General features: G+C 41.8%; 9 protein-coding genes. 1 reads left to right on the forward strand and 8 read right to left on the reverse strand.

Features of this window, described 5'->3' with window-relative positions; all coding sequences use genetic code 11:
- Positions 1-48: 48 nt before the first annotated feature.
- From HYU69_09795 to HYU69_09805, 3 genes are all read right to left on the reverse strand, one after another.
- On the reverse strand, positions 49-285 hold the full coding sequence (locus HYU69_09795) for an acyl carrier protein (protein ID MBI2270630.1): 237 nt from the start codon (positions 283-285) through the stop codon (positions 49-51).
- 15 nt (positions 286-300) lie between these two features.
- Complete coding sequence (locus tag HYU69_09800) at positions 301-1,326, reverse strand: ketoacyl-ACP synthase III (GenBank protein ID MBI2270631.1); 1,026 nt, start codon at positions 1,324-1,326, stop codon at positions 301-303.
- A 258-nt stretch (positions 1,327-1,584) separates the two neighbouring features.
- Positions 1,585-2,418, reverse strand: a complete 834-nt coding sequence (locus HYU69_09805) for a hypothetical protein (protein MBI2270632.1) — start codon at positions 2,416-2,418, stop codon at positions 1,585-1,587.
- A gap of 6 nt (positions 2,419-2,424) precedes the next feature.
- On the opposite strand from HYU69_09805, the gene HYU69_09810 reads away from it, so the two are divergent.
- A complete protein-coding gene (locus tag HYU69_09810) occupies positions 2,425-2,580 on the forward strand; it encodes a hypothetical protein (protein MBI2270633.1) in 156 nt (51 codons plus the stop codon).
- Positions 2,581-2,948: 368 nt separating this feature from the next.
- Here HYU69_09810 and HYU69_09815 read toward each other — a convergent pair whose 3' ends face one another.
- From HYU69_09815 to HYU69_09835, 5 genes are all read right to left on the reverse strand, one after another.
- A complete protein-coding gene (locus tag HYU69_09815) occupies positions 2,949-6,494 on the reverse strand; it encodes a SprB repeat-containing protein (GenBank protein MBI2270634.1) in 3,546 nt (1,181 codons plus the stop codon).
- Between the two features lie 75 nt (positions 6,495-6,569).
- The gene (locus HYU69_09820; GenBank protein MBI2270635.1) at positions 6,570-10,631 is read right to left on the reverse strand and encodes an SBBP repeat-containing protein; all 4,062 of its coding nucleotides are present in this window, start codon (positions 10,629-10,631) and stop codon (positions 6,570-6,572) included.
- Positions 10,632-10,973: 342 nt separating this feature from the next.
- Positions 10,974-15,620, reverse strand: coding sequence for an SBBP repeat-containing protein (locus HYU69_09825; protein MBI2270636.1), 4,647 nt, complete (start codon positions 15,618-15,620; stop codon positions 10,974-10,976).
- Between the two features lie 69 nt (positions 15,621-15,689).
- Positions 15,690-20,624, reverse strand: coding sequence for an SBBP repeat-containing protein (locus HYU69_09830; protein ID MBI2270637.1), 4,935 nt, complete (start codon positions 20,622-20,624; stop codon positions 15,690-15,692).
- A gap of 158 nt (positions 20,625-20,782) precedes the next feature.
- The gene (locus HYU69_09835; GenBank protein MBI2270638.1) at positions 20,783-22,162 is read right to left on the reverse strand and encodes a PKD domain-containing protein; all 1,380 of its coding nucleotides are present in this window, start codon (positions 22,160-22,162) and stop codon (positions 20,783-20,785) included.
- Positions 22,163-22,166: the final 4 nt, after the last annotated feature.

The following is a 22,166-nucleotide window of genomic DNA, read 5'->3' on the forward strand; positions in this document are numbered from 1 at the left end:
ATGTGATCTGAAATTATAGATTCGCTGCAAGCCCAAAACCGGATAGATCTACCCTTTTTTGGATTTAACGATATTGTAGATGTCCTGTATGGTAAGGGTGTTATTCAGGTCTTCACCGCTTAACATCACATCGTATTCACTGTCAATAAAAGCGATAAGAATAAGTGCCTGCATGGAACTCCATCCCTCAATATCTTTATAACTTGTTGCAGGAACCAGGGTGCCCTTTTTAACATCATCAAATTCCGCTTCTATTTTTTCGATAAAGGTATCAATGCCATCCATACTCGGTAAAATTATTTATAAAGTAATTATAGTTCCGGCCCAGGCGAATCCTATTCCAAAACCTGCCAATACTATTTTATCTCCTTTTTTCGCTTTGCCGCTGTTAATGGCTTCTTTCAAAGCAATTGGAATAGAAGCCGAAACAGTATTTCCGACTTCCTCAAGATACACAAAAAACTTCTCTTTGGGAATTCTTAATTTTTTACGTAACGTTTCGAGTAAAAATGCATTGGCCTGGTGAAAAATATACAGATCAATTTTATCTTTCTCAAGTCCGGCTTTACTCAAAAGCGTATTCACCATAGCCGGAACTTCTTTAAGAGCAAAAATAAAAATCTCCCTGCCGTTCATTTCCATAATGCCATGTTTCATGCCATCGACATTTTTATATTTATGAAGCCATTGCTCATCAATAGCTTCACGCACACCGCTGCTTTTAACAAGCATATGTTTTGCCCCGCTGCCATTGCTTCCGAAAACAAACGGGCCTATTTTAGCTTCTTTACCTGTGTGTCCCTCGATAAGAGTTGCGGCAGCGCCATCACCGAACAACATTCGTAATTCCAGGTCATCGGGGTGTATTACAAAACTGGGAACCTCGGCTGTTAGCAGCAATACTTTAGTCGCCTGGCCGCTTTCAATGAGTCCTTTTGCCACACTTAACCCATTTACAAAGCCTGTGCAACCCATTGGGATATCAATAGCGCCACTGTGTTTAGGTAAATTTAAACGATCCTGTAAGATATTGGCAGTCGCAGGAGCTTTATAATCAAGGCCTTCCGTGCACAGGAGCAGGAAGTCAACAGTTGCGGGGTCAATTTTGTATTCATCAAAAAGCTTAATAGCGCTGTAATAGGCCAGATCAGAACCCGGGATGCCGAAACTCCGGTCTTCTTCGCTAAGCGCTATATGCCTTGTTTTTATCCCCGATCGTTCAAATATATCTTCTTCTGTTGTATTTGGAAATAGTTTACACAAATCAGCATTGGTAAGCGTTTGCTCAGGCAGGTAATAACTGATGTGGCTGATATAGGACTTCACTTTTGTGAATCTTTTTGCAAAGATAGAGGAAAAAAAGTATGGATTATATGATTCAAAGCATAGTCAACTTATGTGCTTAAGATAGCTGTAGTGGAGGTGTTTCGGAGACATTTGGCCATAAAATGACTTTACAACATAGTGTATCAGGGGGTGCAGTAAGGTTAATATTTACATTACAACCATTTTTGTCTTTGATATTTACAATGTAAGTTCCCGGCCAAAGCTGGTTCTTATACCTGTTTATGTCAGGCTGGTAGCTTAACGGAGTTTTAAATATTTCTTATACGTTTCTGCAATTTTTTTTCTTTCAATGTGTGTGTCTAGCCAGGCCATATATAGTTTATAGTCCAGTTCCATTAGTTCGGGCGTTTGGTTTTTAAGGACAATTAATCTTTTTTTGAACGTCGAAATGGTGTTTTTATACTCTTCTTTGTTTTCATAGTTTACATTCGACATATTTTGTATGCATTGGATGAAAAAGCGTTGAAATAAGTATGGCATTCTTTCCTTATTCAAAAAATGAAGCGTTGTTTTGGCCAGCGGGTCGATCCGATCGAAATGGCCTAACTCATAATGAATAATAATATTTCTGATCATAGCGTTGATATAACTATCGGTACGGACCGGTTCCTCTCTATTTAAAATTTTATTGTTCCATAATAATGCTTTTTTAAAATCGGAAATGCCGAAATAAAGTATATACATGTTGGAGTAAAATACCAGGAGATATTCCGTTGAGATTTTAACCTGGTTTTTTTTCCATTCATCTTCCTGGTTTTTTATGTTATTGATGCCTTTTTCAAACTCTCCGGTAATGATACAACGATACATAAAAAGATTTTGCATAATTGCCGTTCTCCACTTTTCATCTTCTTTTGTTACTTTACTGCCGAATTTTTCCGGTATTCCATTTAACTGTTCCACTATCGAATCAAGTTTTGTTAACTCACCGGTTGTTACATATCTTCCGCAAAGATTATACAACACAGTTAAGTAAACATTGATACGCTCTGAAGTGTCATTATCAGCCCACCCATAGGCGTTCAATTCGTAAAAGGTACCGCCGGTTGTGCAGCTTGTGGCTGTAAGCAATGGATCATGATCACTGCTTCAGGAGGTACAAGCCCCTACAGTTATTCCTGGCCAAATGGTTACACGAGGAGATACCAGAATAAACTTTGTCCGGGCAACTACACCGTAAAGGTTATCGATAAAAACGGATGTAGTGTAAATGTGATGGTAAGCGCGCCCTGATTTTGATAGAATATTTTCTTCTAAAGAAGTGAGTTAATGTAGTATTAAGTGCTTTGCAATTTTTTACCGTGTTATAACAATTTTTGCGCGGATAAAATTGTTATTTATTCCCGTTACAAAGTAAATACCCGTACTTAAGTTATTAATTGTTACTGTATAATTAGTACTCCTGTCAATTGAGAATGTATTCATTGGTCAGTAAATAAACTGCCAATAAAAATCCGGCTCTGTTTATATAATACCGATGCTATATATAATTTAGGAGTCCGATTAAAAACTGTGTTCTCCTTTCGATCGGCATTATACCATTGGACTATTTTATATTTATGAATGGTATAACCTGGTTTTAACAAATTATTTCTTTCAATTTAAGGTGAGATAAGATTTACATTTATGATGCAGCCGTTTTTATCTTTAATATTAATGTTATAAGAACCCGGGCAAAGCTGGTTTTTATACCTGTTCACATATCCATCCGGCCAGGAATAGGAATAAGGACTTGTTCCACCGGTCGCTGTAACCATTATCCATTCTTTGCAGCCGCAACTATTGCAGTTGGCTGTGCCCTTCGTAAATAACCCGGTTATTGCAGGAGGTGAAATTACTGTAACAATATTTACTGCAGTACAGCCTTTTGCATCTGTAACAGTTACAGAATAACTGCCGGCACTTAATCCTGTTATTGTTTGTGTTGTTTGTCCATTATTCCAATTATAGGTATAAGGAGAGGTGCCGCTTCCGGGATTTATCTGGGCACTCCCATTGGTGCCCCCACTGCATGTTGTATTGGTTGGTAAAGCTGATGCCGTGATCGCCGGATTTACAGTTACTACTGCCATTGAAGTGGAGGTGTTTCCGCCGGAGTCGGTTATTGTAATAGTATAAGAGGTGGTTGATGAAGGACACGGACTTATATTTGATGTTGTTGCGCCATTGCTCCATAAATAAGTATATGGGCCGGTGCCTCCCGAACCGTTTGATGTTACTGTGGCGCAGGAGCCCTCGCATATTGAAGTGCCCGTCGCTGTTACTGTTGGGCCGGCACAATTTATTATGGTTATATTACTGGTTACCGTGTCCATACATGTTCCGTTGCTGACGGTATGCCTGATGCTGTAATTCCCGGTTGTTAAAAAGGTGTAAGAAAAGTCGGCAGTTGTTCCTGTTACATTTGCCGGAGGTATTGGTGAGATAAGCCAGTTGTATGTTATCCCGGTTCCGGGTGCTGTACCGGTATTCGTAAAGTTTACTGTTGCACCAAGGCAGGCAGTGGAAGATGTAAATGCTGCACTTAACCCCGGAGATTTTGCTACGTCTGCAGTTGCTGTTTTTGTGCAGCCATTTGCATCCGTAACCAATACAGTATATGTTTGTCCGGGCAAATTCACAGCTTCAAATTGAGTACCTCCCACAGGCGACCATACATAATTATAATTACTTCCGGCCAATGGTGTTCCGCCTGATGCAGTGACTAAAGCAGAACCGTTACTATAATTACAGGTTGTACTATCTGTGGAGGTAAATAATAAAATAGCGGTTGGTTGTGTAATCTGCATGATAGCCGTTGAAGAACAGCCGCCGGGATCCCAGACCACAACAGTATATGTGCCGGCCGCCAACCCAGTCGCAGTTGATGTGGTTTGAACCGGCAGTGTTGACCATGAATAAGTATATGGTCCTGTTCCGGTTACAATGTTTGCCACAGCCGACCCGCTGTTGACACCATTACATAACAGATTGTTTTGCGAAGTGCTTATCGTTACTCCATTGGTATTGGTCACAGTAACCACCGCGGTTTGAGAAAGTTTCTGACAGGAATTATCAATAACTGTCACAGTATATGTACCCGCAACTAATCCCGTTATTGTTGAAGTTGTCCCGCCCGTATTCCATAAATAAGTGTAGGGCGCTGTGCCATTTGTAATAGTTGTTACACCGGCAGTACCTGTGTTGTTTCCGCAAGAAGTGTTGGTGCCGGCGGCTGTAAGCACAATAGGAGGAATGGCGGGGCAAATATTCACTAACCCGGAAAGTGAAGCCACAAAGCCATTCCCGCAGGCCAGTATTTCCTGGTTAAGGCCAAAGCATATATCATATACAGCTCCTGTAGTCGGCGCCGAAGAAACCAGTGTTAAATTTGAATTGTATTTTTTTACATCTATTCCGGTTCCAACATAAACATTATCGCAGCTGTCAACAAGTACACCGGAGTTTTGGTCGGCTGTACCTCCTGCAACGGTTATACTGTTAATGAGTGCTCCTGTTGATGCATTTCTTTTAATAAGGGTGATACCATTATAGGTGTACACGTAGCAATAAGAGGCAGCTATACAGCTGCGTCCTCCGGGTACATAACCTGTGGAATAAACAGCGGTCGTATAGGCAGGTCCGAGGTAATTAAAATTAGCAGATGTGTACCCGCTGCTCACATCCCATGTATTTGTAAAGCCGGGTCCAGGCGAAAATCCGATCGTTCTGCTCAAGCGAGAACTTGTTGCCCACTGTGATTGCGGTACTGTCAGGCAATAATAATTTCCATTCGGTGAAAGCGTAAGTCCCCTTATTTCGCCCGGAGTTCCGGCTCCAAAAACAGGAGTCATCCCGGTGAATGCACCATTCAATAAGCCAATAGAAAAAACTCCTGCTGAGCCACCGACGAATGAATTGAGGATTTCCGGCGCACCTGCGCCCAGGAGTTTTGTTCTTGGAACATTAAAGCATAGACTAAATGCTTCCGCATTAAATATACCTGCAGTTGCATTTTGATTACTATACACAAGTACACCGGCATTATTGATCCTGTTTATAAAACCATTACTGGATCCATTTGTAATGAAAGAGCTTCCGTTGAAACTGACTGCAAGATCTCCATACCAAAAAGAAGGAAATGGCCAACCTGTGTTATAGGTCCATATGGGAGTGCCTGTTGTATTGTATTTTCGTAACGTATAATTTGAACCTGCGCCAAATACAAATGCATTGCCTGCCAGGTCCCTTTCAATATCAAAAACTCTGTTTGGTGCTGCATAAGCAGGATTGACTGTCCAAGGATCGATGATTATGGTCTTTGTGTCATCATATCTATCTATGTGAAAACTTACAATGTTGTTCCTTACTTCAAAACGGGAACCGATATTTTTTTTGCTTTCACCATAAAATGTAATCGGCGTATGATCCACAATATTTCCCAGGGGAGTGGTTATAACTATGTTACCTTCTTTATCCATTTTTACTTTCCCATCTCCGGTATATTTCATTTTTACTTTGCTCACATCAGCACCGGGGTGAACTATAAGCGTATATTTTGTTCCTGATGTCAAACCGAGCGGAGTTGAAGAATCGTGAAATGTATACTCTACATCAATTCCAGGGTAAAGACCCTTATAACATATTTTTTTATATCCCTTTGCAAAATTGATATCTTGTTCAGGTTTACCGCCCATCCCGTAATTAAAATATTCTGTACACATCTCAGAAGACAATATCTTCACATTTGGATTGGCGTTGATCCATTCCATATTAACAGATGATACATGTTGAATGAATATTTTCTCCTTAAGTTGTCCTTCCTTGTTGCGTTCTTTATTGTTTTCTGAATGAAGAGGTGCCTGGTGTTCCTCTTTCATCCATTCCTCGTATTTTTCTTTGTCGAAATCTGTTTTGGATATCCTGTATGTCAATCCTTTTGTTGAATACAGCAGGTATGTGCTATTCTCTTCCGCGCCGAAGAGTATTTGTTCTCCGTTTTTATGGACAAGTTTGTTAAATTGCCCTTTGTTCTCAATAAAAACTTTGTTTTCAAATGCGTTGCTTACCCATCCGGAAGAATTACTTTTTGCAATGGAAGAAATAATTTGTGAAACGGCCTTCTGTGTCAGAAGACTGATGATTATAATGAAAATATATTTTTTCATTTAATAAGTCATTTAATGAATTAGGGCTCTCTTTTGTGTTGTCTGTATTAAAGATAGTGATTTCCCGGTTTGGTCTTAAGGCGCTCCCAGACTGACATTTATACTGCATCCATTCTTATCTTTAATATATATTGTATAAGGGCCCGGGCAAAGTTGGCTCTTGTACCTGTTTAAATATCCGTCGGGCCAGGAGTAGGAATACGGACTTGTACCCCCTGTAGCGTTGACCATTATCCATTCTTTACAGCCGCATTTTGTACAATTTGCTGTGCCTTTGGCGAATTGACCAGCTAATGGCGGTGGTGATGTTATCGTTGTTGTGGTTACAGCGGTGCACCCTTTTGTGTCAGTAACTGTAACAGAATAATTACCACTTGTTAAACCTGAAACCGTTGAACCTGAAACCAAGTTGCTCCAATTGTATGTATAGCCTGGAGTACCACTGCCTCCTGTTGCTATTGCCGAACCATTTGTCCCTGCATTGCAGGATATATTTGTTGGCGAAACTGTTACTGTTACAGCCGGATTGACTGTTACTACTGCAGTTGAAGAGGATGTATTTCCTCCAGTATCTTTTATTGTTACAGTATAAGTTGTTGTAATGGCCGGGCAGGGATTTATGTTTTGTGAAGTCGCACCGGTATTCCATGAATAGGTATATGGACCTGTACTGCCCGCACCACTTGATGTTATTGTAGCACAGGTACCCGGGCACACTGTACTGCCGTTAGCTGTTACAGTGGGCACATTACAGTTTGTTGTTGTTATAAGAGTTTTAACCCTGTTAAAACATGATCCATTGGTAACTGTGTGCTCAATGGAATACGTACCGGATGTTAAAAAAGTATAACAAAAATTGGTAGTTGTGCCACTCACATTTGTTGGCGTAATAGGGGAGATAAGCCAGGTATGGTTTATGCCCGAACCCGTTGAGCCTGTATTTGTAAAACAAACCTGTTTACCAACACAAGCGGGCGGATTTGTAAATGTTGCTGAAAATGGACTTGTATTGGAAATGTTAAACGTTTGGGTAGTGGGACACCCAATCCCATTGGTGACAGTTACAGTATAACTGCCTGGCGCCAGGCCCGAAACTGTTTGGGTTGTTGCGCCATTGCTCCAGTTATAAGTATAAGCTGCTATTCCACTGGTGATAGAAACTGTCGCGCTGCTGGATATTGCACAACTACTATTCGTACTTGAACCGGAAATAATTGTAGCCTGTGGCTCAGTTAATGTAGTTTGCGCGCTATACGAACACCCATTGGCGTCTGTTGTCGTTACCACATAAGTACCTGTTCTCAACCCCGATATTGTTGATGTGTTCTGTCCATTGCTCCAGCTATATGTGTAAGCACCGGTTCCACCTGAACCTGTCGCCGTGGCAGCCCCGTTACTTAAACCATTACAGGTAACATTGTTTAGCGTAGATGCCTGCGCTGAAAGCGGGCAAGCACATGGGTTAACTATAATGTAGGAGGTTTTTAAAACACTATCCTTTTTACAGGCAGTAGTAAGTGTTAGCTGTACCGGATAGGAGCCCGGCACAGCATATGTTATTGAAGGATTTTGGCTAACTGAACTTGAAGGACTCCCTCCGGTAAATGACCATTTAAATTTATAGCCTGTAGTGTCGCAGGAATAATTTATTATTGGTGTAAATATAACAGGCATATTACGGCATACGCTGGTAGTGCTGGAAGTGTAATTTAAGCCAAGTGTTTTGGCTTCACATAAATTTATACATAACTGGTTTATATAAACATCATAACCATAAGTACCTACACCACCAAAAACTGTTTGAAAGGCACCTGCTGTCACCGGATATCCGTTGGCATAGGTGGTGCCAGTAAGGTATAAGTTATTTCCATTGATCGCGATTCCAAGGTTCCCGCCTTCTATATCGTCTTCAGCTAAACCTCCAACATATGTCAGGCAGGTTTGAACTCCTGCCGGATTATATTTTGCAATAAACGCATCCTCAGCTCCTCCAAAATCTGACTGGATAGCACAAGTACTCAATGGATAACCGGCAGGATTATCCTCAAATTCTCCGGCTACATAAATATTGTTGTTTATATCTGTAGCCAGGTTTGCAATTGAATTTCCCCAATTGACCCCTCCGCCTCTAATATATGTCGCCCACTGCCGTATTCCGACAGTATTAAACTTGGCTATAAAACCATTATTTGATTCAGTTAAAGTTGCTTGATAAGCCCCCAAAGAAGCTATGTTACTTGTAGAGTTGGTGGTAGCCCCTAATATTACATTACCCGATAAATCTGTGGTTATGCAGACATAATATGTTTCATATCCCGTTCCGCCGTAAAAAGTGCTCCACAAGCGGGCCCCGGTTGGGCTAAACTTAACCAGAAATGCATCAAGTCCAAATGCACCGCTTCCCCCAAAAACCGGTTGATGTACTGTATTGCCGGGAACAGCGCCGACAGGAAAGTCTGAAGAGTAGGTCACCCCTCCGGCATATACGTTACCCGAGAAAACATCGTAAGCAATGCTATAAACACCCTCTCCACTTTGATTAGAACCACCTAAGTATGTACCCCAGATACGATTACAATTTGAATCAAATTTTACAACAAAGGCGTCACCTATACCATTTAACACTGGTTGAAAAGAACCAGCCGTTGAAATCGCGCTTGGTGATGAGGTAGCGCCGCCCATATAAACATTATTGCCATCAGTACAGACACTAAAACCTGTTGAGCCGCCGGAACCACCATAGTAAGTGGCCCACACTCTTGCTCCTGAAACATTAAATTTCAAAAGGAAGGCATCACGGGAGCCTCCCATAGCCATCTGATGCCCTGAAATAACGGGGAAATTAGCAGACTTTGTCGGGCCTGTAATATAGCTATTTCCAGCGGCATCAGTAGCCACATCGGCGCCATGCTCATCGTCCGATCCGCCATAATAAGTAGCCCATTGCCGGATACCATTTATATCCATCTTAACCATAAACGCATCACCAGCTATCTGCGCCGTAACACCGCCGCCTCCATAAGTTGTTTGAAATGCCCCTGCTGAAACAGGAAAATTAAGAGATGAAGCTTGCCCTGTAAAAATACAATTACCAGATGGATCAGTTGTTACTGAATGACCCCAATCAAAAGTTGTTCCCCCATAATAAGAAGCCCATGGATCAATAACCAAAGGAAATTCCGGGTTCCAGGTTCCAAGTTCAAATGTTACTTCGTAGATATGAGATTTGAGACATGAGATATGAGAATTTTTTGTAATGTTGCTTTTTTCTCTCAAGTCTAACATCTCACATCTCATATCTAATTTGTATTTGGCTTTTACATCAACAATTTTTCCATTGATATTTTGGTAAACTTTAGGTATTGATTCGTAAAATTTATTTACACTGGTTTTAATTTCTAAATTTCCTTCGCGGTTAATATTTATATTTTCCGCTCCTTTCCAGCGGAGTTTTATTTGGCCGGGGTCGGCATGAGGTTGTATAATAAGATCGTATTTTATTCCGTTTTGTTTGTCGCCATAATAAATGACATCAATATTGTTGTAAATATTTTTATAGGTTACTTTATTGTATTGCTTTATGTTTAACACTCCATTGGGGCAGTGGGCATAGTAATAATTGTTGTAGCCGTCTATTTCGTCTTCGTTTGCCGGCTTTATACTGCTGTTACAATCTTCAAAGTCCATATCCACACGATGTACTTTAATGCTTTTCGATTGCATTAATTCATCTTTTTTTTTTTGTTCGTCAGATTCTGTCAGTGTTCCTGCATTAATTAATTCTTCTATCTGTTCGTTTACATCGTGTATTACTTCACCTATATTGCAGTATACATAACTGATACCTGTTTTGCGTAAATAAACATCCGCGCCAGCGCCAGCACCTTTATATAATACATCAGGGTAGAACTTACCGTTCATATCGGCTATTTGTCCTTTGTTAGGAGTAAAATTCATTCCGGCTCCGTTCAGACCATGCGGGGCCGAAGGGTTGCCACGCATGTTATGAGAAAATTGTGAATGTTCTTTTTTGAAGCGCCCATGTTTACCTGAATTTTCAGCTATTGAAAGGGTCGGTGCCAGGCAGAATGTTGCCAATAAAATTATCGTTGTGATGAGATCGGATTTGTTTTCCATAGCCGAATTAAAGTGCTGCTTCAAAAAAATATGAATATTTGGTCCGGATAAAGCCACTCCATAGAAATTGAAAACTTAACATAAATTACATACCCTTATTTTGCGGCCTGCACTTTTCATACAAACTAATATAATGAACGTATAATTAGAGGCGAAATTATTCGTCTTCAAAAGTAAATGATGTGATGTTATATTTAATACACTAAATAATTGATTTATATATAATTACTATATTATAAGTCAATTATTTATTCCATTATAGATGCTTTTATAAACATCTCAAGAGCTTTAAAATATTAATTTTTAGAGGGGGGGCAAAAATTGTATACTCAGATTAAGGAGTCAGGGAGCCGTCAGATTAATATTTACACTACATCCGTTTTTATCTTTAATATTTATTGTATAAGGACCCGGGCAAAGTTGGTTCTTGTACCTGTTCACATATCCGTCGGGCCAGGAATAGGAATACGAGCCAGTCCCACCCGAAGCATTTACCAATACCCATTCTTTGCAGCCACAATTTGTGCAGGTGGCGGTTCCTTTTACAAATTGCCCTGTTAAAGCGGGCGGCGAAATTATTGTGGCATTGGAGGTGGCAGTACAGCCTTTGCTATCTGTTATTGTAACCGTATAAGTTCCTGCACTCAAACCTGAAACCTGGAACCCGGAACCTAATCCATTACTCCAGTTATAAACATAGGGCGGTGTTCCGCTTCCCGGATTAGCACTCGCGTTTCCGTTGATGCTTCCGTAGCAGGTGGTATTTGTTGAAGTAGTCGTTGCTGTAAAGCCGGTGTTAATTGTAACAATAGCGGTTGATGTAGCTGTTACCCCGGCAGCATCCCTGATGGTAACAGTATAAGTGGTATTTGCAACAGGACAAGGCGAAATGTTTTGAGTTGTAGCGCCTGTACTCCATGTATATATATACGGTGTATTTCCTCCCACGCCGTTTGCCGTAACATTAGCGCATGAGCCGGGACATATTGAGCTGCCGGTGGCGGTGACTGTTGGGGCCGAACAGTTAATTACAGTTACATTATTGGTCGAAGTGGCCTGGCAACCTCCGGTAGTAACTGTGTGTGTAACAGCATAGGTACCGGTCGTTAAAAAATTGTACGAAAAATTTGGCGTTGTACCGCTTACACTTGCCGGAACAATAGTCCAGCTGTATGTTGCCCCTGTGTAAGTTGCGCCGGTAAAGTTTACTGTTGTGTTCATGCAAACTGTTGTTCCGGGTGAACTTGTAAAGGTAGCGGCAGGGTTAATTGTTATCGATGCTGTTGATGTGCTTGTAGCTCCGGCAGCGTCTTTTACGGTTACTGTATAAGTGCTGTTACTTGTGGCGCAGGGCGCAATAGAACTTGTCGTTGCTCCGTTACTCCAACTATAAGTATAAGGTGCGGTCCCACCTGCCGCGCCTGCTGTAATGGATTTAGCGCAATCACCACTGTTCGCGCATCCTCCTCCGAGAGTTGCAGCTGTTGGAGTGACGGGCGAACAGTTAACGACGATGACGGTATTTGTAGTGGTGGAAAGACAACCATTCAGGGTTGTATTATGAACAATTGTGAAGGTGCCGGTACCCGGCGGGGTGTTAAAAGTATATGTAAAAGTATTTCCGGATCCGCTGGTTGTAAACGCCGGTGTAATAGTATAATTATAAAGCTGCCAGGAGTTCCAGGCCGGATTCGTTATACCACTGGTATTGGTAAATGTTATTGTGCTTCCAAGGCAAACAACATTTCCAGGTGATATGGAAAAAGTAGAAGAAACCAGGGGGTCGGGAATATACTTTACGGAATCATTGTAAGTACATCCCTTAGTATCGGTAATAGTAACTTTGTAAACACCCGCCGAAAGGCCCGATATGCTGTTACTTATTGATCCCGTATTCCATAAATAGGTAAACGGAGAATGACTTCCGGAGGCAGTGGCAACAGCTTTTCCGTCATTTTGGCCGCAAGAAGGCGCTGTTACAATCAATGTGGTTGGAGTATAGGTTAGTTGCACAGTGCCTGTTAAAGTATCTTTGCAATTGTTTCCATCTGTAATAATTACAGAATAAGTATCTCCAATCTTCAATCCGTTTATATCCTGCGATGTGGCGCCATTCATCCATTGGTAATTATAAGGAGGCTGGCCTGACTTTACTGTTATATCAACGGTTCCATTTGATCCTGTTGCGCAGTCAGGTGGTAAAACGTTCGATAGGTATTCAGACTTGCTGTTTTTTAATATAATAGTTGTTATGCTCTTGCAGCCATTTGCATCAGTTACAGTAACTACATACCTTCCCACGTCAAGTCCGGTAGCTACATTTGTATTTTGCGGGGATATTGTATTCCAGGAATAGGTTAAAGCCCCTGTCCCGCCTGTTGCAGACACTGTTGCCGTACCATTGGCATTACCGCATTTTGCATTGGTAAATGTTGAAATAGTTGCTGCAATGCCGGTGCCGGCATTAACCACAATGCTGTCTGTTTTATAAAGGCAATCTTTATCGGCAACTGTAACGTAATATTTTCCGCTTGCCAATCCTGTGATCGTGGATGAGGTTTGGCCGTTGCTCCATGTGTAAGAATAGGGCGTTGTTCCTCCTGTAGCTGTTATTGTAGCGCTTCCGCTATTGCAGTTTGCATTGGTAGCGGTAATGTTTGTTAAAAGTGTTGAACAGAATTTCAGTACCATTCCATCATCGGTTCCAATTGAAGCATTGTTTGATTGGAAATAAGCACCTCCGCCGGGATTAACTACGGGATTACCTCCGGATTGTGCTTCACCGGTTGCAAGCAGGCATCCATTTGGATCAATTGCTACTTCTTCCCCCCAATTGTAATTTCCTCCGTTCCCTCCTCCATAATAGGTGGCCCAGGTTCTTGCGCCCGCCGCGTCAAATTTTAAAAGGATCCAGGCTGTCCAGGCGTTACCCGTTAAACCTGCCTGAAAAAAAGTCGTACCGCCCGGATTATATGTTGGCATTCCGGGATATGAAGTTCCGGTTAAATATAAATTCCCGCACTGATCGGTAATTATTCCATTTACAGATTCACCTCCCATACTATTATTGCCTCCGTAGTATGTGGCCCATAGCCGTGCGCCTGCCGGACTAAACTTTAATATAAACAGGTCATTTCCTCCTCCTCCAAAAGCAGCCTGGTTATATGCGCCAGCCATTGCCTGAGTAGGTAAGCCTCCTCCTGAAGTTGTACCCGCAACGTAAATTGAACCAAAACTGTCCAGCGTTATATCACTGCCCCAGGTATTGCCGCCATAACAGGTAGCCCATTGTCGTACGCAATTTTTATTGAATTTCAGTATAAAAGCGTCTGAAGTACCTGAAAAACCTTGATTGTAAGCACCAGCCATGTTTTGCAGCGGAAAGTCGCTGCTTGAGGTGGAACCGGTAACGTAAACATTTCCAACCGGGTCAGTAACAATATTTGCAATGCTTTCTGAACCCATACCAACACCCCCTCCATAATACGTAGCCCATCGTCTCACACAGTTCTTGTCGAATTTAAGTATGAATGCATCCTGGGACAAATTAGATCCGCCACCACTTGTTCCCTGAAAGTAAGCACCTCCACCAGGATTAAAAGTTGGTAAACCATTCCCGCGCACATAGCCCCCTACGTACAAACTGCCGAATACATCGGTAGCCATTGCCCAACAATCATTTGCATTATAACGGGTTGCCCATAAACGTACACCAGACGAATTAAATTTTACTATAAAAATATTGCCGGTAAGTGATACGTATGCGCCGCCTCCCGGATTTTGAACCGGAAAATTCAGACTGCTTGTATTTCCTCCAAGGTAAACATTGCCAAATCTATCGGTAACTACTTTAAATCCCCATGTTTGAGTATCACCATAATAAGTGGACCAAAGTAAAACACCCATGTTGTTAAACTTAACAATAAAGCCGAGATGTTTTCCTCCTGCCGAAATGGGGCCACTCTGATAATATGCGCCTGCCAATTGCTTTAATGGAAAATTTGTTTCACCCGCATAACCACCAATATATACGTTACCGTTTTTGTCAGTTGTAATGGAACGGGGACCATCAAACGGGTCACCGCTTGATCCGGTTCCCCCATAATAAGTGGCCCATACTAAAGGAGGGTCAATAGTTAATGTTTGCGATGCGTCATATTGGCCTGTTTCAAATTGTACAATGTTGTTTGTTAGCCTATAGCGCGATGTTATTTTTTGACCCGGATCATTTTGGTAGGAAACCGGGATGCCCTCAAGTACTTTACCAAGAGGGGTTTTTAAGATGAGGCTGCCATCGCGCTCAAGTTTTATATCTGTTGCGCCGATATATTTTGCCGCAATTTTTCCCGGGTCGGCTCCGGGATGAATCACGTAATCATATTTCACACCTTCAGTGCCATTGTGATAAAGCACCCAGTCAATACCTGGGTAGATGGATCTGATCGTGATCTTGCTGTATGTTTTTACATTTATGATTCCATCAGGACAATGCCCGAGGTAAAAATTTGTTGCATAGGCCTGGGGGTGTTCAGCAATTATGTTTTCTTTTTTTATCACAGCGCCAACTAATAGCATATCCATTCGATAAATTTCAACATTGCGTGGTTTTTCAACATGATGCAAAGGATCTTTTCCTAAATCAAGTTGTGTGGAAAGGTCGTGTTCTTTTTCTTTTTCTTCATCTTCTTCCTTCTCAAATTTCATGAAAGCATAAGTAAGTCCATGAGTAGTTAAATAAACGGTTGCTTTGCCGGCAGATGTTTTAAACAATGCTTCAGGAACAGGGCATCCATCCATATCGCTGAACTGGCCTTTGTTTTCAATGAAACCTCCTGGAATATTTGCTGCAAAGGAATTAGCATACGAACGGGCTTCTTCTTCACTTTTGATTGGTTCCTGAGAATCGGGTGCTAAAATTCCGGCATCAATTTGCCCGGAAATTGATTGCTGAACAATGATTAACGAAAGAAATAGAGTTATTTGTTTCACCGTATTTTAATGATTACGTACATTATTTTTTAGCTTCTTGCTTCACAAATTAGCGAAGAGAAAAATGGATCAAGGCGCAGTGAGGTTAATATTTACACTACATCCATTCTTATCTTTAATATTTATGGTGTAAGTTCCCGGGCAAAGACTATTCTTGTATCTGTTGATATATCCTCCGGGCCAGGTATAGCTGTATGGGCTTGTGCCACCTGTGGCATTTACCAATACCCATTCTTTGCAGCCGCAACTTGTGCAGTTGGCAGTGCCTTTGGTAAATTGTCCCGCTATAGCAGGAGGCGAAATTATTGTCGCGCTTGAAGTTGCCGTACAGCCTTTGCTATCCGTTATTGTAACCGTATAAGTTCCTGCACTCAAACCTGAAACCTGGAACCCGGAACCTAATCCGTTACTCCAGTTGTAAATATACGGCGGTGTTCCGCTTCCCGGATTCGCACTTGCACTTCCGTTGGTGCTTCCGTTGCAGGTTATATTTGTTGAGGTAGTCGTTGCTGTAAAGCCGGTATTAATTGTAACAATAGCACTTGATGTAGCTGTTACCCCGGCAGCATCCCTGATAGTAACAGTATAAGTGGTATTTACAACAGGGCAAGTTGAAATATTTTGAGTTGAGGCGCCGGTACTCCAGGTATAGGCATAAGGTGTGTTGCCTCCCACACCGTTTGCCGTAACATTAGCGCATGAGCCGGGACATATTGAACTGCCGGTGGCGGTGACAGCGGGTGCGGAGCAGTTAACCACTTTTACCGTATCTGTTACATTATCTCCGCAAGTTCCATTGCTGACAGTATGGTTAACGCTATAATTCCCCGCAGTTAAAAAAGAATAGGAAAAATTAGGTGTGGTCCCACTTACATTGGCGGGAGTGCCGATGGTCCAGCTATATGTAGCCCCTGAGCTTGTTGCTCCGGTAAAGTTTACCGTTGTACCAATACAAATTGTTCCGCTCTGAGATTTTGTAAATGCGGCAGAGGGGCCTATTATTATCGCTGTTGTTGTTGTGTTTGTTGCGCCTGCAGCATCAGTTACAGTTACAGTATATGTAGTGTTAACCGTGGCGCAAGGAAATATTTTACTTGTAGTTGCACCGGTGCTCCATTTATATGTATAGGGAGAAGTACCTCCTGCAGCTGTTGCCAATAAACTTTTGCTACAATTTCCGCTGGTCACACATCCTCCTCCCAAAGCTGCAACACCCGGTGCGCCTGATGGACAATTTACCACAACTACTGTATCAGTTGTTGTGGAAAGACATCCGTTCAAAACTGTATTATGCACAATTGTGAATGTACCTATACCGGGGGGGGTATTAAATGTATAGGTGAACGTATTCCCGGAACCGGAAGTAGTGAAAGTAGGGTTGATCGTATAATTATAAAGCTGCCAGTTTGTATTTGACAGCCCGCTCATATCGGTAAATGTTACAGTTGATCCGAGACATAAAGTTTTATTCGGTGATATATTAAAAGCGGAAGATGGTGGCGGGCCCTGGGCCACTGCAACACTGTTTGAAGCCGTGCAGCCATTCCCATCAGTTACAGTAACGGTGTATGTGCCGGCCTTTAATCCGCCGAGTGTGGTAGTGAATGCTACAACACCGGTACTCCATGAATAAATGTATCCGCCCGGAGCTCCGGAAGGTAATACAGTAGCAGTTCCTATACCTCCTGAAGTACAATTGTTGGGTGTGGAACTCATTGGTAAAGCAACGGAAGGATATGTTCCAATGTTAACTGATGTTGTTCCTGAACATCCGACTGCATCCGTTACTGTTACAATATATGTTCCTGTTGCTAAATTGGTAATGATGGAAGATGTGCTGCCCGTGTTCCATAAATAATTATACGGTGATGTGCCGTCCAATGGAACAACACCGGAAAAACCATTTGACATTCCCGGGCAAACATCTCTTTGTGAAGTATTAAATGTTATAGTTATCGGAACCGGTACAGGAACAGTCGCAATTTGTGTAGCCGTACAGCCTTTACTGTCGGTTACTGTTACAGTATAGTTACCTGTATTAAGCCCAGTGGCCATTGCACCGGTTTGCCCGTTGTTCCATAAATAAGCATAAGGAGCTGTGCTGCCTGCCGGAGTTGCATTAGCTGAGCCTTTGTTAGTTCCATTACAGGTTACATTATCAGCGGTTGTAGTTATGTTCACACCTGGTAAAATTATCACGGTTGTACTCGCTGTGCTCGTGGCTCCTGTGGCATCTGTAACGGTGACGGTGTATGTTGTATTTACAACAGGACAGGCAGAAATATTTTGAGTGGTGGCACTTGTGTTCCAATTGTAAGTATAGGGCGCCGTTCCGCTGCTGCCTGTTGAGGTAACTGTGGTGCAGTTTCCGGGACAAATATTGGGGCCGGCAGCCAGTGCGGTAAGACTACAGGATGTTGTGGTAACATTTATATAAGAATTTTTTGTAAGGCTATCCTTTTTACATGGCGTGGTTAGTACTAATTTAACATTGTAGTTGCCCGATGCAGGATATGTAACTACAGGTTTTGCATCAGTAGAGGTTACTGGTGTTCCTCCGGTAAACGTCCATTGATATCTGTATCCCGATGTATCGCAGCTTGTACTTACTGTCGGACTTAGTGAAACAGGTTTATTAAGGCATATGTTTGTGGCGCTTGCACTGAAGTTCAATCCAAGGACTTTTGATTCACACAGGTTAATGCAAAATTTATCCATATAAGCATCACCAAAACCTCCTGAAAAAATTGTCTGAAATGCACCTGCGCTTACAGGGTGTCCGCCTCTTGAAGTGCATGTTACGTATAAGTCATTGCCCAAAATAGCGATGCCATAATCACCAAACAATCCTTCAAGTTCTTCTTCACCCGGGCCGCCCAGATATGTCGCGCACAGGCGTTTTCCATCCGGACCGAATTTAGAAATGGAATGATCTTCACTCCCGCCGCAATTAGGCTGAACAGCGCAGGAACTAATAGGATATGTGCCTGCGCAATTATCTTCAAATTCCATCACAATATATATGTTGCCCGAGTTATCCAAAGCGGCGCCAAACAAGCAATCGCTCTGGTTCCCCCCGGCATAAGTGGCCCATAATCGTACACCGGAAGCATTAAATTTAATAATAGCTGCATCTCCTTCATTGCCTCCTCCCCCAAAAGTAGTTTGCCATGCGCCCGGGGTGGCAATATTTGTTGTGGAGGCTGTTTGAATGCATAAAATGATATTGCCTGCCAAATCAATCATAATAGAAGAACCAAAAATGCCATCGTTGTCGGGTCCGCCATAACATGTTGCCCAGGATGGGAAACCCGTAGAAGGATTTAATTTAATAATAAAGGCATCATAAAGATTTATACCAGCGGTCCAGGCCTGAACGAATGCGCCTCCCGGATTAACAAGAGGAAAGTTTGATGAGGCAGTACTTCCGGAAACAAAAATATTATTTGCCTGGTCAACACATATTCCGTAAGCATCTTCATAATTGCTTCCTCCGTAATACGTGGCCCATTGTCTTACACCTTTATTATTAAATTTTGCTATAAAGGCATCTCCACCCGCTAATGCAGCCTTGTAAGGGTTTTTGGTAGGAAAATCTGGAGACATAGTACCTCCGCAAAATATTATATTATTCGAGGCATCCGTTATTATATTATAACCCATATCGGGTTCGGATCCACCATAATAAGTTGACCAAACAAGAAGTCCCACAGTAGAAAACTTTACGATATATGCATCACCGCGATATGTGCCCGAGGTTCCAATACCCGCAATTGTCGCTTGTATAAAAGATACGGCAAACCATGTTTTCAACGGAAAGTCCGTTGATTGCGTTCCTCCGGTCATATAAATATCTCCATTTTTGTCGGCGGTAATTCCCTGGGCAACATCACTTGCACTACCTCCAAAATATGTCGCGAATAAGCGCGTTCCTGCAGGAGTAAATTTCACAACATACGCATCCGAGGCTCCTTTGAAAACAATTTGGGTTGCCCCCGGGCTTAAAGGAAAATTAGTGGAAGAGGTGTTTCCATTAAATACCGGATTCCCTAAAGGGTCAGTAGCTACTCCGACACCCCAGTCGTCGCCGTTTCCGCCATAATACGTGATCCATGTGGCAGGGTCAATGATCAATGTCAGTTCCGGGTTCCAGGTTCCAAGTTCAAAGGTTACTTCGTAGATGTGAGATTTGAGACATGAGATATGAGAATTTTTTGGGCTGTTATTTTTTTCTCTCAAATCTAACATCTCACATCTCATATCTAATTTATACTTAGCTTTTACATCAACTACTTCCCCGTCTATTATCTGGTATACTTTTGGAATGGATTCATAAAATTCATTTACGCTGGTTTTAATTTCAAGATTGCCTTTATGGTTAACACGTATACTTTCAGCTCCGCTCCATTTCAGTTTTATCTGGCTGGGGTCGGCGTGAGGCTGTACTATCAAATCATACTTTATGCCGTTTTGTTTGTCACCGTAATAACGTACATCAATGTTATTATAGATGTCTTTACAGGTTATTCTGTTGTATTGTTTCACGTCAGTTACTCCCTGCGGACAATGGGGGTAGTAAAAGTTCAGCATCCCTTCAGCTTCGTCTTCGTCAACTGTTTGTATATTATTGTTGCCTGCCTGTCCGGCAGGCAGGCATCCGGCAAAGTCCATATCAACCCGGTGTACCTTAAGTATTTGTTTTTGTTTTAACTCATCTTCTTTCTCTCTTTTGTTTGCTGGGGTAATTTGTCCTAATCTTTCCATATCTTCTATTCGTTCTTCCACCTCGTGCATTATTTCAGCCATATTACTGTATACATAACTGATGCCGGTTTTGCGCAGGTAAATATCAGCTCCGGCGCCCTCACCTTTATATAATACGTCTGGCCGCAGATTTTTGTCAGCATCAATTATTTGTCCTTTGTTTTGGGTGAACAACATGCCAGCTCCCCTGAGCCCTTCAACTTTGCTCAGGACTGGCTTAGTCGAAGGGCTCCTTCGCATGTTTTGGGTAAACTGCGCCTGTTCTGTTTCGGTAGGCGCTTGTTTGCCTGAATTACCGGCAAAAGAAAAAAACGGAAACGGTAATTTAAATGTAATCTTCTTTTGTCATAATTACTAATGAATAACCGCTAATGAATGGAAGCATTTCAGCGATAAATTTAATTCATATCTAATACGGATAGTTTTTTTACATTTTCATGTTCTGAATCTGATGCACTTATAGTATAAATACCTTTCCCGAAACTGCTAATGTCTATTTGTGTTGAATAAATTCCACTGAAATTGGTCAGGATGTCTTTGAAAACTATTTGTCCCAATACATTCCTTATTATGATCGTATAATTGTCCTTGTTAATTACATCAAAATTCAGCGTAAAGTGACCATCGTTCGGATTTGGGAAAATTGACAGAGATATATTATTAAATTCACTTTTGTTAATTCCTGTGGTAGTAAATGCATAGATCGCCGAAGTATTGGTGCAACCTCCGGTATCGGTAACGACCACAGTGTAATTACCGTTTATTGTAACAGTATGTGTTTGCAATGTTGCCCCTGCAATAATGTTTCCGTTCAAATACCACTGGTAAGTATTTGCGACAGTTGAAGTAAGAATATTTCCGGATGAAGTAATTACAGGTTGCACAGGCATTGGATTCGTAACAATAAAATTATTCTTTGTAATGGTGGTTGTGCCGCCTCCATTGGAAGTGGTTAACACCACATTATACGTTCCAGGAGTGGAGTAGGTAACAACAGGGTTTTGAAGGCTTGAGCTGGCCGGTAATCCTCCGGGAAAGCTCCAACTCCATATTAATGGCGTGTTTGTTGTCTGGTCCGTAAAGCTAACCTGTTGCCCGGCACAAATACTTGCGTTGCTGGCTGAGAAGGCTGTCACTGGTCCGGGAATCGTGCCGTATTTATAGTCGAAATCAAAATAGACATCGGCATAAATATTTTTATTGTTTACCATATCCTGGGCCTGTTGATCTGTGAGTCCGAGTGTATTTGTTATTTTGATCGCGACATATCTCACAGCATTTGCAAGAGCGAGTTTAGCAATATACGTCCTGCCTTTTTGAGGAACATCAACGGTGGTTGAGGCGGCTGTTGCATTATATGCGGCTGCGAGTTCGCTTACCTGGGTAGTGTTGGTAAAATCGAAAGTTGTTGGGGTTAAAGAATATTTTGTGGCTCCATTTCCGTAAATGGCACCATTCCATATTACACTGACACCGGATGTGAAACCAACATTTTTATAATTATACCCATTACCGAAGATGCCGTTGGTCTCCACCAGGTCCATATTGGCGTGGTCGGCTGATGTGGCAGTGTTTTTATATGCGTTATTCAGAAAGTCATAACCCGATTGAAATCCATTGGCATACGTGCCATAATAATTATTGCCGTTAATACTCGAACTGTGATGTTCGTAAATTCTTTTCCCGGTTACTGATGTTAGTGTTTGCGACATCAGTATCACTGAAGTGAAGGTAAAAAGTATAAGCAGGATTTTGGTGGTTGTAGCTTTAAGGTTCATGGCT

It is taken from the genome of Bacteroidota bacterium (assembly GCA_016183775.1).
Taxonomy (GTDB): Bacteria; Bacteroidota; Bacteroidia; order JABDFU01; family JABDFU01; genus JABDFU01.

What these genes read in the sequence shown, in the direction of transcription:
- HYU69_09795 (MBI2270630.1), bottom strand. Translation starts at nt 285, where the DNA reads ATGGATGGCATTGATACCTTTATCGAAAAAATAGAAGCGGAATTTGAT.
- HYU69_09810 (MBI2270633.1), top strand. Translation starts at nt 2,425, where the DNA reads ATGATCACTGCTTCAGGAGGTACAAGCCCCTACAGTTATTCCTGGCCA.
- HYU69_09815 (MBI2270634.1), bottom strand. Translation starts at nt 6,494, where the DNA reads ATGAAAAAATATATTTTCATTATAATCATCAGTCTTCTGACACAGAAG.
- HYU69_09820 (MBI2270635.1), bottom strand. Translation starts at nt 10,631, where the DNA reads ATGGAAAACAAATCCGATCTCATCACAACGATAATTTTATTGGCAACA.
- HYU69_09830 (MBI2270637.1), bottom strand. Translation starts at nt 20,624, where the DNA reads ATGCGAAGGAGCCCTTCGACTAAGCCAGTCCTGAGCAAAGTTGAAGGG.
- HYU69_09835 (MBI2270638.1), bottom strand. Translation starts at nt 22,162, where the DNA reads ATGAACCTTAAAGCTACAACCACCAAAATCCTGCTTATACTTTTTACC.